Source organism: Mesorhizobium sp. BH1-1-4 (assembly GCF_020165665.1).
In the GTDB taxonomy this organism is placed as follows: Bacteria; Pseudomonadota; Alphaproteobacteria; order Rhizobiales; family Rhizobiaceae; genus Mesorhizobium.
This window is the reverse complement of the sequence record NZ_JAIUIN010000010.1, coordinates 1-21,797: the sequence shown is the minus strand read 5'-3', so window position 1 is coordinate 21,797 and position 21,797 is coordinate 1. Positions and strand designations below refer to the sequence as shown.

The following is a 21,797-nucleotide window of genomic DNA, read 5'->3' as shown; positions in this document are numbered from 1 at the left end:
TAGCTACAAGGCGGCCCCCATCGAAGCCGTCATCAGCCGGGCGATGCGGCGGTTTATATCGTCGGGCACCGGCTGCGCGCCCGCGGCAAGGTCCTTCCCGCTCACCACCCGCTCCAGCGACAGCGCCTGCAGCATGAAGCCGATATCCATGGACTCGATCGAATTGCCCTTCGGCTCGACGCCGGCAAGGTTGAACATGCGTCCCTCGGCGACGAGGATGACATGCCGCCCATTGGCGAGATCCAGCCGCCGCAGCGTGCCGTCCAGGTCGGTGGTCGCGGTGGTCATGGCACCAAGACCCTCGGTGTCGATCTCCCAGGGAAAATGCCCGGAATTGGCCAGCACCGCGCCATCCCGCATGAGGGCAATCGCCTCCGCCGGCAGCACGCCGGCGCGGCCGGTGGCGGTGATGAACACTTCGGCCCATGGTGCGAAGTCGGCAAGCGGTGCCACGCGGTAGCCGTCGAGGGCGGCCTCCAGCGCCTTGATCTCGTCGACCTCGACGATCGCCACCCGGCCCCCCAGCGCCCGCAGATATTGCGCGATGCCGCGCCCGCACCAGCCATAGCCGACGACGCAGAAGCGGCGCCCGGGGATCATCAGATTGGTGATGCGCATGAAGCTTTCCACCACCGACTGGCCGACCGCGTGCTTGTTCTCGCCGATCGCCTTCAGCGGGCTGTCATTGATGACGATGGAGGGGAACGGCACCTTGCCGGAGAGTTCGCCGCGCAGCCGGTCGCCGCCCGATGTCGTCTCCTCGGTGCCGCCCAGGATCGACGCCGCCCTGCCCCGTTCGACGATTCCGGCGGCAAGGTCGGCGCCATTGTCGAGCAGCATGTCGGGCCTGGCATCCAGCACCCGCGCCAGATTGGCGTGATGGTCGGCGAGCGTGTCGGCGCGGCGGCCGAAGATGCCTATGCCCCGGCTTTGCAGGAAGGCGACGATATCGTCTTGCGTCGAACCGTGATTGCCGGTGCCGACGATCTCGGCGCCGCCCTCGGCCAGCACTTCGAGCAGCACGGCGGTCTTGGGTTCGACATGCAGCGACACGCCGATGCGCCGGCCGGCGAACGGCCTCGTGCGGCGGAACTCCTCGCGCAGCCCCGCCAGCAACGCCATGCGCGAACGGATCCAGGCGATGCGGGCGCGGCCGCGCTCGACCAGTTCGGCATCGGCCGCATTGGCATCAGCCGGACTGGCATTAGCCGAATTGGTAGGCGCTTGGGTCATTCGAAGTCTCCGATCACGGTCTAGATTCAGCGCTTGCAAAAAACTTTTTTGCATGTGACAAATCTTGCAGAGGGTCGTCAAGTCCCGCCAAGAGGGACAACGGACAGGACAGCACGCGCGCCAAGGAATGTGGCGCGCCATCGGCTTCGCATGTGAAGGGGTACAAAATGGGAAATCTGGATATTGCGGTCGTCGCCGTCTATCTCGTGGCGGTCACCGGCATCGGGCTCTACTTCGCCCGCTCGATCAGGACCGAGGAAGACTACATCGTCGCCGGCCGGCGCATGGGGCCGCTCTGGCTGACCATCTCGGCCTTCGCCTCCTGGACCGGGCTTGCCGGTCTGTTCGGCACGCCCGAAATGGTCGTCCGCTACGGCATAGCGGGCACCTGGTGGTGGTTCACCTTCCCGATCGGCCTGCTGCTGATGGGCATCTTCCTCGCGAAAATCGTGCGCCAGCGCATGCATGTGACGACGCCAGACATCGTCGCCCAGGATTATCCGGGCTCGGTGCGCGTCGCCGCCTCGCTGGTGACGAGCTGGAACTATCTCGCCTGGGCGGCCGCGCAGGTGTTCGGCATCTCCATGGTGTTCACCCTGTTCTCGGGCATGGATCCCAGGACCGGCGCCATCGTCGCCTTCCTCGTCGTCATCGTCTACACCATGCTCGGCGGCTTCCTCGCCGTGGTGGCGACCGACGTATTGCAGGCCGTCATCTTCCTCGTCATCATCGGCGTCGTGGCGCCGCTCTACGTCATCTTCGGACCCGGCGTGCCGCGCATCTACGAGGCGACGAAGGACATTCCGGGCTTCTACAATCTGTTCGCCAACGTGCCGCCGGCGACGCTGTTCGTCTGGTTCCTGCTTCTGCCCGCCGGCTTTATCGACACGATCGGCTTCCAGCGCGTCTTTTCCGCCAACTCGCCGGACACCGCGCGCAAGGGCTTGATCAACGGCTTCGTCATCATGGCGATCTTCGGCGTCGTCCTCACCTTCCTCGGCGTCGCCGCCAAGGCGTTGCTGCCGGCCGGCGCCAACCCGGTCAACGCCATGCCCGACCTGATGGGGCAATTGCTGCCGCACGGCGTCATCGGCGTGCTGGTCGCAGCCTTCCTGGCGGTGGCGATGTCGACGGCGAGCACCACGCTGCTCATCACCGCCACCACGCTGCAGCGCGACGTGATCTCGCGCATGCGCCCAGGCGCAAGCGACAGGGAGAGGCTGTGGACCAGCCGCATCCTGCTGCTCGTGCTCGGCCTCGTGGCGCTGGTCGTGGCGCTCTCGGTGCCCGGCATCGTCACCATCCTGATGCTTGGTTTCTCGGTCTATGTGCCGGGCCTGCTCTTGCCGGTGCTGTCGGCCACCTTCGGCTGGCGCATTCCCTCCTGGTCGATGCTGGCAACCATCGTGCTGGGCGCCGGCTCGACCGCGATCCTCGTGCTGATGGGCGAGCCGGGCGGCATTCCCGCCTCGCTGGTCGGCTTCCTGCTCTCGCTCGTCCCCTTCGTCGCCGGGCTCGTCGCCCGGTCGCAACGGCAGCCGGCGTGACGGCGAAGATCAAGAAAGCAATGCGATAAAGCTTCATCCTGAATCAATTCGGGATGGAGCCCGCATACGGAGAGACCGATGCGCAAGACAAGCTTCGACCAACTTTCGAGCGCCGACCAGGCGCTCGTCACAGCGGCGGCGCAGGCACGCGACAAGGCCTACACGCCCTACTCCAACCACAAGGTCGGCTCGGCCGTGCGCACTGCTTCGGGCCGGCTGTTTTCCGCCTGCAATGTCGAAATCGTCACCCTCCAGCAATCGGTGCATGCCGAGCGCAACGCGGTGATGCGGATGGCCGCGGCCGGCGAACGCCAGATCGAGGCCATCGTCTGCCACGGTCCCTATTCGGGCGTGCCATGCGCCGAATGCAGGCAGGTGATCTGGGAGTTCTGTTGCGACGATCCCGAGGTCAGGATCATCGGTTCGACCCTCGACGGCGAGATCGAACTGATGACCATCGGTGAGATTTATCCGAGCCCTTACGGGCCGGGCACCAAGGGCATCGACCCGCGCAAATTCTGATTCAGGGGAACCGCTTGAGTCCCCGCCCCGCCCCGGCGCGGGGGGCGGGCCAGGCGATGTTACTGGATGATCTTGATGATCTTGCGGGTGCTTGGATCCACGATCACGGTCCGGTCGTCGACGACGGTGTAGCGATACTTGACGTTAGGGACTTCGTGCAGCTCGACGGTGTCGGGCAATGCGGTGCCGACATTGAGTTCCACGCCGGGAACCTTGACCGAAGCCAGCGGCTGCTTATGCACGTACTCCTTGATCACCGTCTCCTGCTCGGGCTGGATGACGATGTCCTCTGCGGCGGCGGCGCCGACACCGCTGAGCAACAGGACCGCTGCCAGGGCGGCAAGATTCTTCTTCATGAGATCCTCCATCTGGAATTCGCACGGCACGGAATTGTCGCCGCGCTGGGAACCGAACTTCAGCCCGGGTTGAACGTTCCAGGGTCGGGCTTCGGTCCGGCATCACCCAGGACTTAAGGCCGATCAAGAAAGGCAATGGTCCTATCGGCGCCGCCGCCGGGAACAGCCACCTTTTGCGCTCGTTGTCGACTGCAAGTTCAGGCATTGGCGCAGCTCCGTCCCTTCCTGCGCCAATAGGGTTCGCTCGTTGCTTCCGGGTGGCGGGCGAACCCTGAATTCCGCCGCCGGGGCCAAGACGGCAGGAGATCGTGATGTTCAGCGACAAGGAAACCAAACTGATCGAGGCGGCGCTGTTGATGGCGGTCCCGCTATCGGCCCTGGTCGCCGTTCTGCTCGTCAGCTTTACGTTGAGCTGGTAGCTGCCTTCATTGCGGGAGGCTGAGGCGATGAGACGTCAGATCCGGTCACACAACCCCAACCTGACCACGCTGGCTGGCCGCCAGAGGAACGAGAACCGCGCCTTTCTCGCCGCCGAGCAAGCGGGCCGGTTCCGGCGTGCTTTCCGCCAGCCCGCCGATCGGGCCTTGTCTTCGTTGCGCAACCAACGCTCGCCCCTGCCCGTGGAAATCGCGGTCCGCTGGTGATGTTCTCATGGCGGGAGCCCGGCCCGCTTTGGCGGAAGGTTCGGCACGTTGGCGAGCAGGCCGGGCTATGCGCCGGCTACCCCGCTTGATGGAGGCTCGGCCGGTGCGCGGGCAGGTTGCGGCTTTATCGCCGCAGCTGCAATTGGGACTGAAGTCCCAACCGTCGGCGCATTGGTCCCATATGCCGAACATCGGCCGCCGATGCTCGTTGCGCTACCAGGCGGGCGATTTGGAGGACACGTAAATGCAACTTGGTGAGATCGTCGCCAACACCTTGGCCATCCTCTTGCTGGTCTGTTTCCTCGCCAGCACGTTCTTCCTTTTCGGCAAGCCATTGTGGCCGGAGCAGCATGCCCGCATGGTCATTATCGTGCCCGTCGACACGATGACGACGGCCTCGACCGGACGCGGTGACACACCTGTGCTGCCGGCCACCTTCGACGCCAGCCTGGCCCACCCAAGGCCGTCCTGACACCGCCAAGAGAGGCAGGCGTGACAAGAGAGGCGTGAGAAGACAGGCCCGTGAAGACTGGCGGCTAGTCGAGCTTCTGGATGCGCCCTTGGTCGAGACGGAACACGCCATCGTTACCGCCCTGGAGCTCGAAGTCGGTCTGAAGCTCGTCCCATATCCCGAGATACCTGCCGCACTCCGCGCAACTGATCCGGGTCGAAGGTTGCGCATCGGCCGGAATGTTCAGGCGAATGGTGCCGCAGAACGGACATTCTAATCGGTGATCGAGGTATTCGCCCTTGCGCGTCCGTAACAGCCTACTCACACCTTCCTCCTGGAATTTGGCGGAAGCAGGATGATGCTCCCAAGCGTCAGCGTGCCTGGCGTTGCGGACGGCTTGGGCAAAATACGCCTGTCGCCGTCGGGGTCAATAAACAATGACGTAGCCAAAACCTTCGCATTCCACGAAACGCGGCGGCTTCGGCAAGGCGGGGCCGACGCGCCCGTGCAGCTTGGCGATCCGCCCCGGAACCAAAACGACCGGCAGCGGTTTCCCACTCGAAGGGACCGCAACCACGGAAGCGGAGTAATGGAACTTCTGACCTTGGAACTGGCCACGGCGAGGCAGCGCCTCAACCGGGCGGAACTCGCCCTTGAGCGGGCAAACGCGATGCTGGACGAGGACTGTGGTGTCGGTATCAATCTGAGGCTTTGCGACAGGATAAGAACCGCGCAACAACGCGTCGGCGAAGCAAGAGCCCGCCTTGTAAAGCTCGATCCCGCCAGCACGGATTGAGATGGATCCGGCTGAAGCCGAGAGGCTTCGTCAGCCAGATCATCCTCGATCGAATTTTCCCCGCAACGCTTGCGGTACGGCGAGGCTCACGTCTTGCGAGAACCCGCCGAGCGTTGATCGCTGAGATGCGGACGCCAGCCATGCACCCGGTCGCGCCCGGCGGCCTTGGCGCCGTAGAGCGCCTCGTCGGCGCGCCGTAGCAGATCGGCAATCTCCATCGCGGCGGCGCCTGCCTCGAATGTGCCGACACCGATGCTGACGGTGACGATGCCTTTCTCGCTTCCGGCATGCGCCACGGCCAGGTCGCGCACCTTGCTCCTGAGCTTTTCGGCGATGACGAAGGCGCCCCGTGCGTTTGTCTCGGGCAGGATGAGCGCGAATTCCTCGCCGCCATAGCGGGCGGCGGCGTCCGCCGGCCGGCGAGCTGCGGCCTCGATGCAGCGGCTGACGGCGCGCAGGCATTCGTCGCCCGCCGGATGGCCGTAATGGTCGTTGAAACGCTTGAACCAGTCGACATCGATGATGAGCAGGCTGAGCGGCATCGCGTTGCGGCTGGCGCGGGCGAATTCGCGCGCCAGCGCTTCGTCGAAAGCGCGGCGCGTCAACAGTTCGGTCAGGCCGTCGCAATGCGCCAGAAGGTTCAGCTTCTCATTGGCGGCCATCAGTTCGGCCTCGACCTGCTTGGTCTCGGTAATGTCGGAAAACACGCTGAGGCTTCCGCCGTCGCCGGTCGGGCGGGTGCGCACGTCGAGCCAGCGTCCGTCGGCGAGCCGGATCTGGCGGTGGCTGACAAGCTTCTGCGCGGCCATGATGCCGGCGATCCACTCCTCGACGGCGCCAGGCGGTGTTGTTCCCTCGCCGCGCGCCGCCGAGGCGCGCAGAATGTCGCGGTAATCGGCGCCGGGCACCCTCAGTTCGGCCGTCTTCGGAAACATGGCGCTGTAGCGGGCGTTGCAGAGCACCATCTTGCCGTCCGGGTCGAACATCACCAGGCCATCGGCCATGTGCGTCAGCGCGTCTCCGAGCCTGGCCTGGCTTTCCGCCAGTTCGGTCTCCAGCTGCTTGCGCACGGTGATGTCGCGATTGTGCGTGATCAGGCCGACCACGGCCCCGCTCCTGTCGCGAAACGGCGCCTTCAGGGTCGCCAGCCAGCCATCGGTGCCGTCCTCGTGATGAACACGCTGTTCGATGGTGGAGGCGGCGCCCGAGGCCAGCACGGCAAGCTCGTCCTCACGAAATCCCCGCGCCGTTTCGCGCGGATAGAAATCGAAATCGGTCTTGCCGATCAGCGCCTTGGCGTCGGGCGCATGCATCAGCGCGGCCGTTGCCGGATTGGCCGCGATGAAGCGCCCGTCGAGATCCTTGACGTTGAGGCAATCGGGCAGCGTCTCCACCACCGCCTTGTAGATGCGCCGCGACTGCAGCGCTTCGAGGCGGCGCCGCTCCTGGTAGAGCGTCAGCCCCGACAACACCACCGAGACGAAGATGAGCAGGGAGGAAGGCAGCGCCACCTTCGGCAGGACCATTTGCAGCACATCCCGAGGCAGGACGCTGAGGCCAAGCAGCGACGCCGCCGCTGCCGCCGCGCCGAGGATCATGATGTCGATCATGGTGGGCCGGCGCCCCCGCAGGGCAAGGTTGCCGGCAATGCCGACCAGCATGGCGGCCGCGATCCCCACCGCGCCGGCGAAGGCGCCGATGCCGCCTTCGAAGGTTCGGAACGCACCGGCCATGATCCCGGCGACGATGCCGGCCACAGGACCGCCGAAGAAGCCGGCAACGGCAATCATCGTCGCCCGGAGATCGGCGAGCACGCCCGGCTGCAACTGCATGGGCGTCAGCATCAGGATGATGGCGCCGACGCCCATCAGCAGGCCGAAGGCCGCCGCCTTTACGGCGGGCGCCCAGCGATCCAGCCACACATGGGTGTGGATCCAGACCGAAACGAACATCGCGACGACCGCCAGGTTGGCCAGCAATTCGGACCAGGGCGAACCCATTTTCTTACGCGTCCCCCTTCATTTTGCCTCTTGAAGGTGCATCCGGCGTTGGCGAAATCGCCCTTCTGATACGTCGGGCAGGAAAACAAACCGTTACAGACCGCGTTTGGATTGTTCGAATGCGGGCGCAAGGCGGCGCTGCCGGAGGCCGCGTTGGCTCAGCTGGAACCCCTCACCACCGCATCCCGCCGACAAAATCGATGAAGGCGCGCAGCGGCGCCGGCGTCAGGCGGCGGCCGGGATAGTAGAGGAACGGGCCTGAAAATTCCTGCCACCAGGGCTCCAGCACCGGTTCCAGCCGGCCATCGTCGAAATAGGGGCGCAGCCAGTCCTCGAACAGCGAGACGATACCGCCGCCGGCGACCGCCACCTCCAGCGCGAGCGCCATTGCCGTGCCGGTGCTGACCAGCAGCGGTCCGGTCGGCTCGACGCTGACCACCTCGCCGTCGCGTTCGAACTCCCAGGGCGGCGTGAAGCCGCTGGCGAAGCGGCCGCGCAGGCAGGCATGGTCGAGCAGGTCACGCGGGTGCTCGGGCCGGCCATGCCGGTCGAGATAGGCCGTTGCGGCGGCGGTGGCGAAGCGCTGCCGGCGCGGGCCGATCGGCACGGCGATCATGTCCTGCTCCAGCCGCTCGTCATAGCGGATGCCGGCGTCGCAGCCGCTGGCCAATATGTCGACGAAATTGTCCTCGGCGGTCACTTCCAGCCGAATTTCGGGATAGGCGGCGAGGAAGGGCGGCAAGAGGCGCGGCAGCACCAGTTTGGCCGCCACGACAGGCACGTTGAGCCGCAGCGTGCCGGCCGGGCGGCCGCGAAAGCCATTGACCACGTCGAGCGCCGCCTCGACCTCGCCGAGCGCCGGGCCGAGCCGTTCGAGCAGCCGCGCGCCGGCCTCGGTCGGCGCCACGCTGCGCGTCGTGCGGTTCAGGAGCCGCACGCCGAGTTCGCTCTCCAGCCGCCGCACCGTCTCCGACAGGCTGGAGGCGCTGACGCTTCCCACCCGGGCCGCCTCGCGAAAGCCGCCGGCGCGCGCCACCGCCATGAATGCCTGGAGGTCGCCCAGATCCGCCGCCATTGTTCGCCTTTCCGCACAGGTTGTGCCGATTACACCATATTATCGTGCAGGCGCGCGTTGTCTATATCTGGCTGATCCAAAGGAGACGACACCATGACCGACATCAGCAAGGCCGGAAGCTTCAAGCTCGGCGACCGCACCGTAAAACGTCTCGGCTACGGCGCCATGCAATTGGCCGGACCCGGCGTCTTCGGTCCGCCGAAGGACCGCGATGCCGCGCTCGCCGTGCTGCGCGAGGCCGTCGCCAGCGGCGTCGACCACATCGACACGTCGGATTTCTACGGCCCCCACGTCACCAACCAGATCATCCGCGAGGCGCTGCATCCCTACCCCGCCAACCTCACCATCGTCACCAAGATCAGCGCCCGGCGCGGCGCGGACGCATCGTGGATCCCGGCAATGTCGCCGCAGGAGCTGACGCAGGCCGTGCACGACAATCTGCGCAATCTCGGACTCGACGTGCTCGAGGTCGTGAACCTGCGCTCCATGCATGGCATCCACGGACCCGCCGAAGGATCGCTCGAGCCGCAGCTCGACACGCTCGCCGAACTGCAGCGCCAGGGCCTTGTGCGCCATATCGGCCTGAGCAATGTCACCCGCAAGCAGATCGTGCAGGGGCGCGGCAAGGTCGACATCGTCTGCGTGCAGAACCAGTACAACATCGCGCATCGCCAGGATGATGCGCTGATCGACGAGCTTGCCGCCGATGGCATCGCCTATGTGCCGTTCTTCCCGCTCGGCGGCTTCACGCCGCTGCAGTCGAGCACGCTTGCCGACGTCGCGCAAAAGCTCGGCGCGACGCCGATGCAGGTGGCGCTCGCCTGGCTGCTGCAGCGCGCGCCCAACATCCTGCTCATCCCCGGCACCTCGTCGGTCGGCCATCTCAGGGAGAACCTGGCGGCGGCGGAGCTGAAGCTGCCGGCCGACGCGATCGAGGTTCTGGACGGCATCGGCGGCGAGGCCAAGGCGGCCTGAGAACGACCCGGCCGGGCAGAGCCTGCTCGGCCAGAACGCATTTATTGCCGGGGGCGAAACACCCCCGGCAATCATCCCAACAGACGCGCCAGCCGCCTTTTCAGCACCCGCAGCGACAAGCGCCGCCTGAGCGAAAACCCCGCAATGCGCCGACGCACCGCCTGCATGGCGTCGGCATGGGCGGCATCGACGCTCATCGTGCCGTCGCCGAGCACGAGACTGAGGCCGGAAGCCGGCCGCATGATGCCGCGCAGCGCCTGGGCGTGCATGGCGGCGTAGCGGCTGTAGTCGGCGCCTGCCTCCCAACCGGGCGGACGCGCCAGGACCGTGGGATTGTTGTTGATCTCGAAGGTCTGGACCTGGCCGTCGACGATGCCGTAGTCGATGCGGCCATAGTCGATGCCGGCCAGTGCGAAGACACGCTCGATCTGCTCGGCATGCGGATTCTCGGCCACATAGGCGCGGCTCTCGGCCCTGTCCGCCTCGCTGAAGCGGGTGCTTGGAAACTTGATGTACCAGCTTTCATTGATGAAGCAGTGCTGCGGATAGACCGTCGGTCCGACCTTGTAGGCCGAATATTTGCGAAACCGCCCATCGGCCGAAGGTGCCGCGTCATATTCGACGATCATCAGGTCCGGGTCGCGGCGGATACGCGCCGGCAGGCCGGCGATGGCCCGATCGAGGGCCTCCGCGCTGTCGACCAGTCCGGTCAACGGCAACTCATGCTGGCTCTCCCAGCGCACGAAGACCGGGAAACGACGGATTGCCTTGCGCTCCTCCAGGCGATGCACGTCGAAATGGTTGAGGCCGGCGGCCTTCAGCCGTTTCAGCAAGTCGAACCGGCCGGGCACGATCGCCGGATCGTTGAGCAGCAACAGGTCGGGATTGACAGAGCGGATGCGCCCGTGCAGCGAAATCGCCGCCTGCGATTGCGCGGCGGACAGCCGTTCGAAATCGGTGAAGATGAAGGTGCCGAGCGCGACCGGCCCCAGCCTCGCGACATGCTCATAGGGAATGATCCGCACCTGTTCGCCAAGCCCATGGTCGTAATAGCCAAGCAGCACGCCCATCGTGTAAGCGTGTTGGCGCGTGCAGAAATAGTAGATCGGCCCTTGATCGGTGGTCATGGCCGGTTATCGGTTTGCGGACGCGTGCCTGATTTGGCCGGCAAGGTGGGGTTTTTCGAAAAGCGATGCATACCGGGCCCTCCGAGGCAGTCGAACATCCCTGGCAAGGGGTTCGCGCCGGCGCCTTCGAGGGCGCCGCCGACACCTATGCCATCCATGATGAAATGCGCCGGCAAGCGCCCGTCTGGCAGGCGCCTTGGGGCGATATCTATGTCACCGGCTACGATCTGGTCTCCAACAGTCTTGCCGACCGCAAGCTCTCGCATGTGCCGCCGGGCAGCGAGGCGGCGCAGCCAGATTCGGCGATACGCGACTGGCTGATCTACCAGGAAGGCAGCACCCACGCCGCGCTGCGCCAGGCCGTGCAACAGCCCTTTGTGGGCAAGGGCATGGCCGCCCTGCGCCCGGTGGTCGCGCAAGCGGTCGACGAATTCGTCGGCGATGCCGGCCTGTCGGGTGCGGTCGATGTCGTCGCCGCCTTCACGCGCGCCGTCCCCGAACGCATCATCGGCCGCCTGCTTGGCGTGCCGGACGAGGACATGCCGCTGATCCGGGCCTGGTCGGTTGCGATCCGCACCATGCTCGACACCGGCTTCGACGATGCCTTTGGCGATGGCGCCAATCCCGCCGACGAGATGTCCGGTTATTTCGTGGAGCATCTGCGCCATCTGCTCGCCGCCGGAGACCTGCCGCCGCTGCTGGCGGGCCTGCCGTCTCTGGCCGACGCGCTGGGGCTGACGGCCGCCGGCCGCAACATCGCCTTCCTGGCCTTTGCCGGCCATGAGACCACGGTGCATCTCATCGGCAATATGCTGTTCCATCTTGCCCACCGGCCCGACCAATGGACGGCGCTGCGCGCCGACCGCCGGCTCGCCGCCAATGCGGTTGCCGAAACTCTGCGGCTGGAAAGCCCGGTGCAGAAGATCTGCCGCTGGCCGCTCGAGCCCGTGGTCCTTGGCGGCCGCGAGATCGGCAAGGACCGGCTGGTGGTGCTGCTGGTCGGCGCCGCCAATCGCGATCCCGCCCAGTTTGCCGATGCATCGCGTTTCGACCTTGGCCGCGCCGGCAGGCAGAATCTGGCTTTTGGCCGTGGCGCGCATGTCTGCATCGGCAGGGCGCTGGCCGAGATGGAGGGCCATGCGGTGCTGGAAGCCGCGCTCGCCCGCTGGAAAATCATCGAGCCTGTCGGCTGGCAATGGATGGACAATTCCTCCATCCGTGGCCTGGACGCGCTGACGTTGCGCCTGACTGCCTGAGCGGAAAAGGCTGGCCCCCACCTCGTCGGCCGCCAAGGCAAATTCCGATTCCGGTCCAAAGGGATGACGCATCATCCTAAACCCCCGCTTCACCGGCATTGAGGGCCGCAAGCAGCGCCTCATCCGATTGCCCGAGCAGGATCGGCGCTTTCATGCCGGCAATGCTCGTGCCGCCTTTAAGGCGGTGGCGCTTCAGCCGGCCATAGAGATCATCGACCGCGGTCGTCCGCAACGCGCCCAACTGGCCGATGCGGCGCGCATATTCATATTGCGGATTGGCCATCAGCTTGCGCTCGACGGCTGACCCCGGCGACGCGACCGTGCCCGGGGCGCGCCTGGATTCGATGAAAAGCTGGTAGTGCGGATGCGGTGCCGCGACCGCCACCAGCAGCGCATAGGTACGGGGATCGAACCCAGCTTCGGCCAGAGAGCGCGCGACGAAGGCTTCGGTGAGTTTCTCGCCGCAGAGATCCGACACCATGCCTGCCCGGCCAATGAAGCGCAGGCGCGGCGTGTCGCCGGTGAAGCCGCGGACCTCGACCACGTCTTGCGTGTCGTAACGATAAAGCCCCGAGCCGGTGGTGACGATCAGCCGGTAGCAGCGGCCAAGTTCGAGCTGCCAGGCGAAGCGGCCGGCGCCGTCGTCGTCGATAAATTCGAAGAATCCGCTTTGCGATGCCAGGATCGAGCCGGGACCATCGCCATGGGGAAACGACACGGCGGCCTCGGTGGACATAAGGCCTTTCGCCTGGAGGAAGGCCTGGGGAAATTGCGCCTGCAATTCGGCGGCGAAGCCTTGGCTCGAGGCATCGGTCCAGCAGCTGATCGTATCGAGCCGAGGCCAGATCGCCGACAGGCCGGCACCGGCCCCACCGAGGGCTGCCTCCAGAACGGCGATGCGGCGGCTCACCGCGGCCGCCGGCCGCGTGGCGCCAAGCCTCTCGCCAAGCTCCGGCAGCAGGCTCGCCGCATCGCGCCGCATGGCGCGCAGGATCTCGGTCAGATAGGTCGGGCTCCAGACCCAGATCAGGCTGAGGTCGTCGGCGGCCAGCAGGTGCAGACAGGTCTGCCTTTGCCAGCTGGCGAAGTCGCCGAGTAGCCTCAGTTCCATCGGCACGGCCGACAGCTCGACGAGGCTGTCGCGCAAGGCCCCGAAATAGGCGAAAGGCACCGGACTGCCCAGCCTGTGGGCGCCGACGCGCTCTTCGGCGCCACGGCCGACCGGGCTCAGCGCGAAATAGCCATGCCCTTGCGCCACGCCCGGCCGGCGGCGGATCAGGTCCGCCAGCCAGGGATAGAGGCAGTCGGTGAATGCGCGCAGGCCGCTATCGGTATAGGGGATGTATTTAGAGCCGCCGGAACTGCCGCCGGTCTGCTCCAGGAAGCGGACCGGCTCGGCCGTCAGCACATTGCCGGCGCCGTCGATCGTGCGCTTGATGTAAGGCAGCAGCGCCTCGTAGTCGGCGATCGGAACCAGATCGCGAAACGCCTCGGCCGACGTGGCGCTGGCGAAACCATGGTCGCGGCCGAACTCCGTCCCGGCATTGGCCTCGATCAGCCGCCGCAGCAGATCGCGCTGCGTTGCCTCGACATGGCCGAGCCGCGCCCGAAAGCCTGCTTCGATGGCAGCGGTCGCGCCGGCGATCCGAGCCCAGGGGTCAGCGGCCATCGCCCAGCCCCTCTGCAAAGCTCGTGGCGCCATAGCGCTTCAGATTGCCGGTCTCGAACTCGGTCAGGCAGGCGAGTTCGACACCTCTGGAATGGTCGGGGTTGGCTCTGACGAAAAAGGCCGCCAGGGGATTGTGGGCCGCCGTTTGCCTGGCGTCGGCCCATTGTTCCCGAAGATGGCCTTGCGATGGACCGAAATCGATGAGCCCGGTCGAAGGATCGAAATAATCGCCGTAGCGGGCAGATGCTATCGCATCGCGGATTGCCAGCAGGCAGGGCGCTCCCTGGCCTTCGATGGCCGGAACGAACTTGCGAAAGAAATCGGGCAGGATGCGAAACGTGCGGTGTCCCTTGATGATGGGGAACCAGAACAGCCGGCCGTCGACCTTGGCCTTGGCCGCGCCCGCCGCGCGGAAAAAACCTTTCAGCAGCACGGGATTGCCCCAAAGCGAGGCGTGCAGGACGGTATCCCCGGAGAAAAGGTAATGCACCGTCTCGCCGCCGATCGCCTGTTGGCGCACGAGATAGGTCGAGAAGCCGACGATCTCGGGGCCGAGACGGGTCAGCACGACGGCGTCCTTCTCGGACAGATCACGCTCGAAAAGCCCGCGATCGATCGCTTCGTAATAGGTCTCGTAGAGAGCAAACATCCGGTCGCGATCGGCCCTCGCCAGTTCCGCGACCGGTGTTGTCAGCGTCTCCAAGGATTCCGTCTGGCCCGCACCAATTCCCAAATAGTCTGCCCGCCCCTATCAGACCCGATCTAGCGAATATCAGTCCCGGCTTGAAAAGTTCAACCCGGTGCTTGACGATTCATCGCTCGGACGGAGCCTCCAGCCGCATGGAGGCGTGGCTTGCGGTGCCCGCTTTCTCCATGGCATCTGTCGCCTGGAAGGGATCATCGGCAAAACCATGGCAGCACGATCACCACCGCCCGGCCGGCCGGCCCCCGGCAAGCCACGCGCCGCCGGGCCTCCCGGCGTCAGCCTGAACCGCGCGCTGTCGAAACTCGGTCTGTGCTCGCGCACGCAGGCGCAAGTGCTGATCGCGGCGGGCCGCGTGCGGGTCGGCGGCAAGGTGGTGCGCGATGCGGCGTTGCGCGTCGACATGAACCGCGACCGCATCGTCGTCGACGGCGACGCGGTCGTTGCCGAGCGCAAGGTCTATCTGATGCTGAACAAGCCGCGCGGGCTGGTCACCACCCGCGACGATCCGCAACAGCGCGACACCGTCTATGCCTGTCTCGAGGGGCTCGATTTGCCCTATGTCTCGCCGGTCGGCCGCCTCGACAAGGCGAGCGAAGGGCTGCTGTTGATGACCAACGACACCCATTTCGCCAACCGGCTGATGGATCCGGCCTCGCATCTGCCCAAGACCTATCACGTGCAGGTCGCCACGGTGCCGGATGACGTCATGCTGGGCAAGCTCCGCGCCGGCGTCACCGTCGATGGCGAGACCCTGGCGGCAAACTCGATCGGGCTTTTGCGCAGCGGCGGCCGCACCGCCTGGCTGAAGATCGTGCTCGACGAAGGCAAGAACCGCCACATCCGCCGCCTGCTCGCCGCCCACGACATCGAGGTCAAGCGCCTCATCCGCATCGCCATCGGCGGCTTGCCGCTGGGCGATCTCGCCAAGGGTGCCGCACGGCATCTGACGGCGGAGGAGCTGGCGTTGCTGGCGGACTGAACGGGCGTCTAAGTTTCTATTCGACGTTGATGCTCACCACGGCCTGGTGAGCGTCGCCCATATAGGTGTGGACCGAAAACGTAACCTGGTCGCGACCCTTGTATCCGGGCTTCGACCGATAAAGCCCCTTGATGCCGTCGACCTTGTGCGCGTTGCATTTCCAACGGTCGTTCGATTTGGCAAAACCGGCGTAGATCCTGGCGTGGACGAGCCTGACCTTGCCGTGGCTTGGACCCGCGATGATCCGGACATCGTTGGCGCCCGCGCTCGAACAGTCGGCATTCAGGCTGACATTCCTGAAAATATAGATCTCCTGTCCGGAGAGCGCCGATTTTTCGTAGCTCGACGCCGCCGCCGGCCAGGCGGCGCAGCCCAGAATCGCCAATGCCGTTATCAAATTTGTCGTTCGACGCTTCATTTCAACGATCCTCCTGGCTACACGATTTGCCGCCCGCCACGGCATGCGGGCGGATATTGGCAGGCCTCCGCAGCCCTTGCGACGGAAAGCCTGCTACTCCACCTTGATGTTGGTGACATATTTAAAGGCGTTGCCGTCATAGGTGTGGACCGAGATCGTCACCTGATCCCAGCCCTTGAAGCTCGGGCTCGACCTGTAGAGCGCCTTGATGCCATTCACCTTGCGGAGATTGCATTTTGCCCGGTCGTTCGACTTGTTGTAATGCGTGAACACCTTGTCATGGACGAGTTTTACATTTCCGTGGCTTGGACCCGAGACCACCCTCACATCGTCCCTGCCCTCGCTGGAACAATCCACGTTCAGGCTCGCCCCGCCGAAGAAATAGACATCACGGCCCGAAAGCGCTGTCTTTTGGTAGGTGAACGTCCGGTTGGAAGCAGCCGCGGGACTGACCGCCAGCCCCAGAAGTACCAGCCCCGTCATGATAGGTGTCGCGCGGCGCCTCATATTGTCTCCCCCCGGTTTAGGAACTCTCCGGCCGACGATTTTATGACAGCCCGGAGCAAGCAACAAATCACGGAAACAGCCATGCCAATCAATTCATGGTTATCAGAAAAAGATCGATGAATGGCCCCGGAGATCGCCATTCTCAATACTCATACCGGACGAAATGAAGTATTTATCTCGAAACAACGCCACGAAATTCTTAAGACCATAAAATGCGCCAAGAACAGATTGCCGATTGCAACACGTTGTCGCCTGCCGATGATTTCTCCCCTCCCGCTGTCCAGGCGCCGATCAGGTCCGAAGCATAACCGCTCCCTCTCTCCTGACAGAAAGCTGTCAGGAGGCCTGGTCTATGCATCGGCGGGAAGCCCGCTCGCGGCTTCAGCGACCAAGGAGCCAATGCGATGAATTTCGTCTCTGTCCGCATTATAACGTCGGACGTCCAGCGCCTCGTGCGCTTCTACGGGGAGATCACCGGCATGCCGATGACGGTGTACACGGAAGATTTCGCCGAACTGGCGACGCCGGCCTGCACCCTGGCGATCGGCAGCACACGCACCCTGATGCTGTTCGGCGGCGACATCGCCCGCCCCGCCGACAACCACACCGCCATCCTCGAATTCCGCGTCGGCGACGTCGATGCAGAATTCGACCGGCTGTCGGACCTCATCAAGAAGACGACCGTGCAGGAGCCGACCACCATGCCTTGGGGCAACCGCTCGCTTTTGTTCCGCGACCCCGACGGCAATCTGGTGAATTTCTTCACCCCGGTGTCGGCGGAGGCGATCCGGAAATTCGAGAGGTAGAGGGCAGCCCAGCATCCGGAATTAGCCGAGACCTCCCCGCGTTCGTCATCCCAGGGCGGAGCAGCCGCGAAAGCGGCGTCGCGGAGACCCTGGGATCCATGCCGCGACCTTCGCCATCGAGCGCAGCGGAGCAGAATTCTGGACCGTGGCAATGCACCGGAGTCCCGGCATGGATCCCTTGGGCTGCGGAGCAGCTCCAGAGGTCTGCGCCGCGTCGCTACGCTCCTAGCTCCGCCGTGGATGACGAAGTGACGGGCGCTTCCGCGCTGTGCAGGCGCCGTTGCTCCCCTATTTAAGGTTCCACTTGCGCACGACCGGCTCGGTCAGATCGTGCTCGTAACCCAGCACGCTGATGCTGGCCGTGTCGAGCACGAAGAGCGCGCCGCCTTTGGGCGGCAGGCCGAGCCAGCGGGCGGCGAGCACGCGCAGGAAATGCGCGCTGGAGAAGATCAGTATGTCGGCATTGGCATGGCGCAACCGGTCGATGATCCTGTCGGCGCGGGCGCCGACATCGGCCGCCACCTCGCCTTGCGGGCAGCCGTCGCGGAACACGTTCCAGCCCGGCCGCCCGGCCAGGATTTCTTTCGTCGTGCGCCCTTCATAGGCGCCGTAGTCCCACTCCTGCAGATCGTCAATCTTCACGCTCCGCGCGCCAAAGCCGGCGAGCACGCTGGTGTTGTAGGCGCGCTGCGAGGGGCTCGACCACACCTGGGAAACCGACAGGCCTTTCAGCCGGTCCGCGAGACCGCGCGCCGCCGCCTCGCCAGCCGGCGTCAACGGCATGTCGGTGCGGCCGGTATGCTGCCCCGAAAGGCTCCACGCCGTCTCGCCATGCCGGACCAGATGGATTTGGGGAAACGCGCTGCTCATGGGATGCCTTTCGATGTCGTCGGCACCTTAGAGGACGATTCCGCAAAGGGGAATCCGGTTGGCGAAATGCGCGGCGTGCCTCTTCTCGACAGGTTGGCGCCGCCCCTCACCATGCCGTGTCGGATGATTTCGCCAGCGCAAGTACGCGCCGGCGTTGCGGCGGCTTCTTTCTCCCCGTTTACGGGGAGAAACGCCCGGCAGGGCAATGAGGGGCGGCGCCGACGCCAACGATTGACCGCCCCAGACGCCTGTATGTCAAGCCATCCCGCTGGCCCTGATCCCCGCCGCATTGGCTCAATGAATGGGCGCGGGGGCATAACTATCTCTGTTGGATAGTCCTCAGGCACGACAGGCAACACCATCATGTACAAACATCTGCTCATCGCCACCGACGGCTCGGAACTGGCCGACAAGGGCGTCGCCCAGGGCCTCACTCTGGCCAAGGATCTCGGCGCCGCCGTCACCTTCGTCACCGTTTCGGAACAATTCCCGATCTTCGCCTGGGGCGGCGCCATGGCCGGTTACGCGGCCGGCGATGAACTGGCCGTCTACCAGGAAGAATCGCGCCGCTACGGCAAGGAAGTGCTCGACAAATGCAAGGCATCCGCCGATGCGGCCGGCGTCACCGCCAAACTGGTCCATGTCGAGGACAAGCGACCCGCCGAAGCGATCCTGGAGCTGTCCAGGACGCAAGGCTGCGACCTGATCGTCATGGCCTCGCATGGTCGCCGGGGCCTCGGCAGGCTGCTTCTGGGCAGCCAGACGGCGGAAGTGCTGTCCTATACCGAAATCCCGGTGCTGGTGGTGCGGTAGCGTCTGGTCCCGCACCTTGCTATTTTGAGAATGGCGCCGGCGTTCAGGGCTGCTTGCCCAGTTCATTCGCCAAGGCATATTCAACCCGTGGCGGATGCCCGAAGAGTTGCTTGTAGGCGCGGCTGAAGGCGGCCTCGGACTCGTAGCCGATGCGCAAGCCGATCTCGCCCACCCGCGCGTCCCGTCTGGCCAGGAGGTCGCGGGCCAGGCCCAGGCGCCATTCATTCTGGTAGCGCAGTGGCGAGCGCCCGACGAGCGCGGCGAAACGATCGCAGAAGCTCGAACGCGACATGCCGGCCTTGTCGGCCAGTTCATTGATGCTCCATCGCTGCAGCGGCCTTTCGTGGATGGCCTTCAGCGAACGGGCGACGCGGGCGTCGGAAAGCCCGCCGAGCCAACCCGTGGCGTGCCCTTCATGGACCCAGCTGCGTAAGGTGCGGATGACCATGAGATCGATGATGCGCGAAATCATCAAGGCGGCACCTGGCTCGGCGCCGCTGGTTTCGACCATCAGGAACGGCAACATTCCGTCGACCCACCCTGCCCCCTGGGTACGCTGGATGTGAATGCATTGCGGCAAGGCGAAGATCATTCCCCGCAGGCTGTCCGGATCAAACCAGAAGCGGCAGACGACGATCTCCACGCGCGGATGCGCCGCCACCAGCCGCAAAGCGCCGGGACCGCGAGGCAGCAGCACGAGGCCGCCAGCCTCGATGACGACAGCGGCCTGATCCTCGCTCTCCATGCGCAGCGCGCCGGACCTCACCACGACGATATGAGCCTGCCCGTCGTCGAGATCGAGCTGCTCCGCTTCCGCCAGCGCGCTTGAAAAAACCTCGTCGCCGGTAAGCCTGATCTGCGCCAGCACATGCGAGAGAAGGTCGCCGGAGACACCGGCACGCGGCCCTCCATCCGGAAGAATGGTCAAATTTTCAGGCGATTCAATCATGGATGAGGCCGGCTGTTTTCCCTACATTCCCTAGCAAGAATAGCGCATCTCGCAGTGATTATGCGCTGTTTTCATCTTGGATCAAAGCCATTCCCGCAAGTTGAGATGCGAGCGTGAGCTTTCCCAATCATCCGAAGCGGACGTGATCCCAGTCGATCAAGCGGGTCGACCGCCGTCCAACCACCAAGACAGGAAATTCCAATGAGCACTCAAACCATCCAGGCGCCCTCGGGCATTGCCGCATCGCAGTGGCTGAGATCCTATTATTTCATCCGGGCCGGCTTTTCGGTCGCCTGGGTTGCGGCGGCCTTTACCCTTGGCAAAAGCGCGCCGCCGGTCGCGGCGCTCCTCCTGGTCGCCTACCCCTTATGGGACGCGATCGCCAACATCGTGGATGCGCAGCGCAGCGGCGGCCTGAAGGCCAATCCCAGCCAGGCGCTCAACGCTGCGGTGAGCACGATCACCGCCATCGCGGTCGTCGTCGCGCTTGGACAGGGCCTGCACACCGTGCTGGCGGTGTTCGGGGCGTGGGCGGTTCTCTCCGGCCTGTTCCAGCTTGCCACCGGCGTGCGCCGTTGGCGGGCCGGCGCGCAATGGGCGATGGTGCTGAGCGGTGCGCAGTCGGCGCTTGCCGGCGGCTTCTTCATCAAGCAGGCAATCGGAGCAGCGTCGCCCGGCATCACCGACATCGCCCCCTATGCCGCGTTCGGCGCCTTCTATTTTCTCGTCTCGGCCATATGGTTGAGCGTCATGCAGGCGCGCAAGCGCAGCGCTTGATCCTTGCGCGTGCCAAGGCTGGCCTGGCGTTAAAGCGCGGCCTCCAGCATGAGATAGGCCCCGAGCGCCAGCAGCCCGGCGAAGAACACCGTGCGAAAGGTCTCGACGCTCATCCTCTGGCGCAGCGCCTGGCCGACGAACATGCCGGCCAGCGCGGGCAGCAAGGCCAGAACCGACCCCGCCAGTTGCGCCGTCGGCGAGGCCAGCGCGCCGGTCCTGAACAGGCCGAAGCCGAGGGCCGAGGTCGACACGGTGAAGGAGAGGCCGAGCGCCTGGATCAGCTCTTCCCGGCCCAGCCGCAGCGATTGCAGGTAAGGCACCGCCGGAATGACGAAGACGCCGGTGGCGCCGGTGACCAGGCCGGTCGCCACGCCGACCAGAGGCGACATCCACGCTTCGTGGCGCGCCGGCGTGGTGAAGCCGGCCCTTGCGAGGCCCACAAGCGCATAGAGCACCAGTGCTGTGCCAAGCCCGGCCGAGGCGATCGTCGTGTGCGCGCCGGTCAGAAGGCCGGCGCCGGCGACGGTGCCGATGACGACGCCGGCCATCATCGTCCACAGCCGCTTGGACAAGCCGCCGAAGGACGGGCCGGTGAACAATTGCCACAGGTTGGTGACCAGCGACGGGATCAGCAGCAGAGCAGCGGCCTGCGCCGGCGGCATGGTCACCGCCAGCAGGCCCATCGCCACGGTGGGCAACCCCATGCCGACGACGCCCTTGACCAGGCCGGCGGCGAGAAACACGAAACCGACGAAGGCGACGGCGCCGATGCTCAGCATGGATGGGCGCTCAGCATGGATGGGCGCTCAGCATGAGCCCGGGCACGCCGGCTGCTTCAGTCATGCAACAGCATGTCCGTCGCTTCGGCATCCCGATCGGGGTTTGCCGGCGCGGCATCGCGGTTGGCGGAAGCCGCCGCCACGGTGCATTCCCGCGAACCAGGACGCGTTTGCGTGACCGCAAGCAAGGCCACCGCGAGCGCCAGCACGATCGCCGCGCCTTCAAGAATGCCGAGCCCTCGCCGGCCTGTCGCTTTTTCGGTCATCGCATATCTCCACGCCAAATGATTTGACTGAGATCCGGGCCGCCCACAATGTGGAAATTGCGCTGCCAGCCTTCGCCCTGAACGAAGGCTGATCCGGCACGACACGATTTGCGGGAGCGAAAAATGCGCTTCGACCTCACCGATCTCAGGCTGTTCCTGCTGGTCGCCGAACGCGGCAGCATCACGCATGGCGCCGAACTCGCCGGCCTGGCGCTGGCCTCGGCCAGCGCGCGCATCAAGGGCATGGAGGAAAGCCTCGGCGCGCCGCTCCTGGAG

General features: G+C 65.3%; 26 protein-coding genes. 12 read left to right on the top strand and 14 right to left on the bottom strand.

What is annotated here, in order from left to right; genetic code table 11:
* Positions 1-3: 3 nt before the first annotated feature.
* Positions 4-1,233: an adenosylhomocysteinase gene (locus LB569_RS18305; RefSeq protein ID WP_224693529.1), complete on the bottom strand. Its 1,230-nt coding sequence runs from the start codon at positions 1,231-1,233 to the stop codon at positions 4-6.
* 167 nt (positions 1,234-1,400) lie between these two features.
* On the opposite strand from LB569_RS18305, the gene LB569_RS18300 reads away from it, so the two are divergent.
* On the top strand, positions 1,401-2,780 hold the full coding sequence (locus LB569_RS18300) for a sodium:solute symporter (protein ID WP_224693527.1): 1,380 nt from the start codon (positions 1,401-1,403) through the stop codon (positions 2,778-2,780).
* Between the two features lie 78 nt (positions 2,781-2,858).
* Positions 2,859-3,302, top strand: coding sequence for a cytidine deaminase (locus LB569_RS18295; protein WP_224693518.1), 444 nt, complete (start codon positions 2,859-2,861; stop codon positions 3,300-3,302).
* A gap of 59 nt (positions 3,303-3,361) precedes the next feature.
* On the opposite strand, the gene LB569_RS18290 is transcribed toward LB569_RS18295, so the two are convergent.
* Entirely contained in the window at positions 3,362-3,658 is a 297-nt protein-coding gene (locus LB569_RS18290) for a DUF1236 domain-containing protein (RefSeq protein ID WP_140708937.1), read from the bottom strand.
* Between the two features lie 446 nt (positions 3,659-4,104).
* On the opposite strand from LB569_RS18290, the gene LB569_RS18285 reads away from it, so the two are divergent.
* Both LB569_RS18285 and LB569_RS18280 read left to right on the top strand, forming a co-directional pair.
* A complete protein-coding gene (locus LB569_RS18285; RefSeq protein WP_224693516.1) occupies positions 4,105-4,302 on the top strand; it encodes a hypothetical protein in 198 nt (65 codons plus the stop codon).
* Positions 4,303-4,546: 244 nt separating this feature from the next.
* Positions 4,547-4,774, top strand: coding sequence for a polymerase (locus tag LB569_RS18280; protein WP_140708940.1), 228 nt, complete (start codon positions 4,547-4,549; stop codon positions 4,772-4,774).
* A 64-nt stretch (positions 4,775-4,838) separates the two neighbouring features.
* Here the strand turns inward: LB569_RS18280 and LB569_RS18275 are convergent, their stop codons facing one another.
* A complete protein-coding gene (locus LB569_RS18275) occupies positions 4,839-5,078 on the bottom strand; it encodes a hypothetical protein (RefSeq protein ID WP_140708944.1) in 240 nt (79 codons plus the stop codon).
* A gap of 264 nt (positions 5,079-5,342) precedes the next feature.
* Between LB569_RS18275 and LB569_RS18270 the strand changes: the two genes are divergently transcribed.
* Complete coding sequence (locus LB569_RS18270; protein WP_140708946.1) at positions 5,343-5,549, top strand: hypothetical protein; 207 nt, start codon at positions 5,343-5,345, stop codon at positions 5,547-5,549.
* A gap of 86 nt (positions 5,550-5,635) precedes the next feature.
* On the opposite strand, the gene LB569_RS18265 is transcribed toward LB569_RS18270, so the two are convergent.
* Positions 5,636-7,549, bottom strand: a complete 1,914-nt coding sequence (locus LB569_RS18265; RefSeq protein ID WP_224693514.1) for a diguanylate cyclase — start codon at positions 7,547-7,549, stop codon at positions 5,636-5,638.
* Between the two features lie 172 nt (positions 7,550-7,721).
* Complete coding sequence (locus LB569_RS18260; protein WP_140708950.1) at positions 7,722-8,624, bottom strand: LysR family transcriptional regulator; 903 nt, start codon at positions 8,622-8,624, stop codon at positions 7,722-7,724.
* A 93-nt stretch (positions 8,625-8,717) separates the two neighbouring features.
* Here LB569_RS18260 and LB569_RS18255 point away from each other — a divergent pair, with 93 nt between their 5' ends.
* Complete coding sequence (locus LB569_RS18255) at positions 8,718-9,599, top strand: aldo/keto reductase family oxidoreductase (RefSeq protein ID WP_224693512.1); 882 nt, start codon at positions 8,718-8,720, stop codon at positions 9,597-9,599.
* A 71-nt stretch (positions 9,600-9,670) separates the two neighbouring features.
* Here the strand turns inward: LB569_RS18255 and LB569_RS18250 are convergent, their stop codons facing one another.
* Positions 9,671-10,726, bottom strand: coding sequence for a hypothetical protein (locus LB569_RS18250; protein ID WP_224693510.1), 1,056 nt, complete (start codon positions 10,724-10,726; stop codon positions 9,671-9,673).
* A gap of 65 nt (positions 10,727-10,791) precedes the next feature.
* Between LB569_RS18250 and LB569_RS18245 the strand changes: the two genes are divergently transcribed.
* Positions 10,792-11,982: a cytochrome P450 gene (locus tag LB569_RS18245; protein ID WP_224693509.1), complete on the top strand. Its 1,191-nt coding sequence runs from the start codon at positions 10,792-10,794 to the stop codon at positions 11,980-11,982.
* A gap of 76 nt (positions 11,983-12,058) precedes the next feature.
* Here the strand turns inward: LB569_RS18245 and LB569_RS18240 are convergent, their stop codons facing one another.
* A complete protein-coding gene (locus tag LB569_RS18240; RefSeq protein WP_224693507.1) occupies positions 12,059-13,651 on the bottom strand; it encodes a GH3 auxin-responsive promoter family protein in 1,593 nt (530 codons plus the stop codon).
* Positions 13,641-14,354 (bottom strand): hypothetical protein, encoded by a 714-nt coding sequence (locus LB569_RS18235; protein ID WP_224693504.1) that lies wholly within the window; start codon positions 14,352-14,354, stop codon positions 13,641-13,643. Before LB569_RS18235 ends, LB569_RS18240 begins: the two co-directional genes overlap by 11 nt.
* Before the next feature lie 208 nt (positions 14,355-14,562).
* On the opposite strand from LB569_RS18235, the gene LB569_RS18230 reads away from it, so the two are divergent.
* Complete coding sequence (locus LB569_RS18230; RefSeq protein WP_224693503.1) at positions 14,563-15,336, top strand: pseudouridine synthase; 774 nt, start codon at positions 14,563-14,565, stop codon at positions 15,334-15,336.
* 16 nt (positions 15,337-15,352) lie between these two features.
* Here LB569_RS18230 and LB569_RS18225 read toward each other — a convergent pair whose 3' ends face one another.
* Together LB569_RS18225 and LB569_RS18220 are read right to left on the bottom strand one after the other, a co-directional pair.
* Positions 15,353-15,754, bottom strand: coding sequence for a hypothetical protein (locus LB569_RS18225; RefSeq protein ID WP_224693501.1), 402 nt, complete (start codon positions 15,752-15,754; stop codon positions 15,353-15,355).
* A 93-nt stretch (positions 15,755-15,847) separates the two neighbouring features.
* Positions 15,848-16,237, bottom strand: coding sequence for a hypothetical protein (locus LB569_RS18220; protein WP_224693500.1), 390 nt, complete (start codon positions 16,235-16,237; stop codon positions 15,848-15,850).
* 428 nt (positions 16,238-16,665) lie between these two features.
* Between LB569_RS18220 and LB569_RS18215 the strand changes: the two genes are divergently transcribed.
* On the top strand, positions 16,666-17,067 hold the full coding sequence (locus tag LB569_RS18215) for a VOC family protein (RefSeq protein WP_224693498.1): 402 nt from the start codon (positions 16,666-16,668) through the stop codon (positions 17,065-17,067).
* Positions 17,068-17,355: 288 nt separating this feature from the next.
* On the opposite strand, the gene LB569_RS18210 is transcribed toward LB569_RS18215, so the two are convergent.
* Complete coding sequence (locus LB569_RS18210; RefSeq protein ID WP_224693496.1) at positions 17,356-17,937, bottom strand: histidine phosphatase family protein; 582 nt, start codon at positions 17,935-17,937, stop codon at positions 17,356-17,358.
* 363 nt (positions 17,938-18,300) lie between these two features.
* Between LB569_RS18210 and LB569_RS18205 the strand changes: the two genes are divergently transcribed.
* Positions 18,301-18,750 carry a universal stress protein gene (locus LB569_RS18205; protein WP_224693494.1) on the top strand — a complete coding sequence of 150 codons (450 nt, stop codon included), beginning with the start codon at positions 18,301-18,303 and terminating at the stop codon, positions 18,748-18,750.
* A gap of 43 nt (positions 18,751-18,793) precedes the next feature.
* Here the strand turns inward: LB569_RS18205 and LB569_RS18200 are convergent, their stop codons facing one another.
* On the bottom strand, positions 18,794-19,699 hold the full coding sequence (locus LB569_RS18200) for an AraC family transcriptional regulator (RefSeq protein ID WP_224693493.1): 906 nt from the start codon (positions 19,697-19,699) through the stop codon (positions 18,794-18,796).
* Between the two features lie 201 nt (positions 19,700-19,900).
* On the opposite strand from LB569_RS18200, the gene LB569_RS18195 reads away from it, so the two are divergent.
* Complete coding sequence (locus LB569_RS18195) at positions 19,901-20,476, top strand: DUF308 domain-containing protein (RefSeq protein ID WP_224693492.1); 576 nt, start codon at positions 19,901-19,903, stop codon at positions 20,474-20,476.
* Between the two features lie 29 nt (positions 20,477-20,505).
* Here the strand turns inward: LB569_RS18195 and LB569_RS18190 are convergent, their stop codons facing one another.
* Positions 20,506-21,255: a sulfite exporter TauE/SafE family protein gene (locus LB569_RS18190; RefSeq protein ID WP_224693491.1), complete on the bottom strand. Its 750-nt coding sequence runs from the start codon at positions 21,253-21,255 to the stop codon at positions 20,506-20,508.
* 56 nt (positions 21,256-21,311) lie between these two features.
* A complete protein-coding gene (locus tag LB569_RS18185; RefSeq protein ID WP_224693490.1) occupies positions 21,312-21,521 on the bottom strand; it encodes a hypothetical protein in 210 nt (69 codons plus the stop codon).
* A gap of 123 nt (positions 21,522-21,644) precedes the next feature.
* On the opposite strand from LB569_RS18185, the gene LB569_RS18180 reads away from it, so the two are divergent.
* The coding region (locus LB569_RS18180; protein ID WP_224693696.1) for a LysR family transcriptional regulator at positions 21,645-21,797 on the top strand (153 nt) is incomplete at its 3' end.

What these genes read in the sequence shown, in the direction of transcription:
- LB569_RS18305 (WP_224693529.1), bottom strand. Translation starts at nt 1,233, where the DNA reads ATGACCCAAGCGCCTACCAATTCGGCTAATGCCAGTCCGGCTGATGCC.
- LB569_RS18300 (WP_224693527.1), top strand. Translation starts at nt 1,401, where the DNA reads ATGGGAAATCTGGATATTGCGGTCGTCGCCGTCTATCTCGTGGCGGTC.
- LB569_RS18295 (WP_224693518.1), top strand. Translation starts at nt 2,859, where the DNA reads ATGCGCAAGACAAGCTTCGACCAACTTTCGAGCGCCGACCAGGCGCTC.
- LB569_RS18290 (WP_140708937.1), bottom strand. Translation starts at nt 3,658, where the DNA reads ATGAAGAAGAATCTTGCCGCCCTGGCAGCGGTCCTGTTGCTCAGCGGT.
- LB569_RS18285 (WP_224693516.1), top strand. Translation starts at nt 4,105, where the DNA reads ATGAGACGTCAGATCCGGTCACACAACCCCAACCTGACCACGCTGGCT.
- LB569_RS18280 (WP_140708940.1), top strand. Translation starts at nt 4,547, where the DNA reads ATGCAACTTGGTGAGATCGTCGCCAACACCTTGGCCATCCTCTTGCTG.
- LB569_RS18270 (WP_140708946.1), top strand. Translation starts at nt 5,343, where the DNA reads ATGGAACTTCTGACCTTGGAACTGGCCACGGCGAGGCAGCGCCTCAAC.
- LB569_RS18265 (WP_224693514.1), bottom strand. Translation starts at nt 7,549, where the DNA reads ATGGGTTCGCCCTGGTCCGAATTGCTGGCCAACCTGGCGGTCGTCGCG.
- LB569_RS18260 (WP_140708950.1), bottom strand. Translation starts at nt 8,624, where the DNA reads ATGGCGGCGGATCTGGGCGACCTCCAGGCATTCATGGCGGTGGCGCGC.
- LB569_RS18255 (WP_224693512.1), top strand. Translation starts at nt 8,718, where the DNA reads ATGACCGACATCAGCAAGGCCGGAAGCTTCAAGCTCGGCGACCGCACC.
- LB569_RS18250 (WP_224693510.1), bottom strand. Translation starts at nt 10,726, where the DNA reads ATGACCACCGATCAAGGGCCGATCTACTATTTCTGCACGCGCCAACAC.
- LB569_RS18245 (WP_224693509.1), top strand. Translation starts at nt 10,792, where the DNA reads ATGCATACCGGGCCCTCCGAGGCAGTCGAACATCCCTGGCAAGGGGTT.
- LB569_RS18240 (WP_224693507.1), bottom strand. Translation starts at nt 13,651, where the DNA reads ATGGCCGCTGACCCCTGGGCTCGGATCGCCGGCGCGACCGCTGCCATC.
- LB569_RS18230 (WP_224693503.1), top strand. Translation starts at nt 14,563, where the DNA reads ATGGCAGCACGATCACCACCGCCCGGCCGGCCGGCCCCCGGCAAGCCA.
- LB569_RS18225 (WP_224693501.1), bottom strand. Translation starts at nt 15,754, where the DNA reads ATGAAGCGTCGAACGACAAATTTGATAACGGCATTGGCGATTCTGGGC.
- LB569_RS18220 (WP_224693500.1), bottom strand. Translation starts at nt 16,237, where the DNA reads ATGACGGGGCTGGTACTTCTGGGGCTGGCGGTCAGTCCCGCGGCTGCT.
- LB569_RS18215 (WP_224693498.1), top strand. Translation starts at nt 16,666, where the DNA reads ATGAATTTCGTCTCTGTCCGCATTATAACGTCGGACGTCCAGCGCCTC.
- LB569_RS18210 (WP_224693496.1), bottom strand. Translation starts at nt 17,937, where the DNA reads ATGAGCAGCGCGTTTCCCCAAATCCATCTGGTCCGGCATGGCGAGACG.
- LB569_RS18205 (WP_224693494.1), top strand. Translation starts at nt 18,301, where the DNA reads ATGTACAAACATCTGCTCATCGCCACCGACGGCTCGGAACTGGCCGAC.
- LB569_RS18200 (WP_224693493.1), bottom strand. Translation starts at nt 19,699, where the DNA reads ATGATTGAATCGCCTGAAAATTTGACCATTCTTCCGGATGGAGGGCCG.
- LB569_RS18195 (WP_224693492.1), top strand. Translation starts at nt 19,901, where the DNA reads ATGAGCACTCAAACCATCCAGGCGCCCTCGGGCATTGCCGCATCGCAG.
- LB569_RS18190 (WP_224693491.1), bottom strand. Translation starts at nt 21,255, where the DNA reads ATGCTGAGCATCGGCGCCGTCGCCTTCGTCGGTTTCGTGTTTCTCGCC.
- LB569_RS18185 (WP_224693490.1), bottom strand. Translation starts at nt 21,521, where the DNA reads ATGACCGAAAAAGCGACAGGCCGGCGAGGGCTCGGCATTCTTGAAGGC.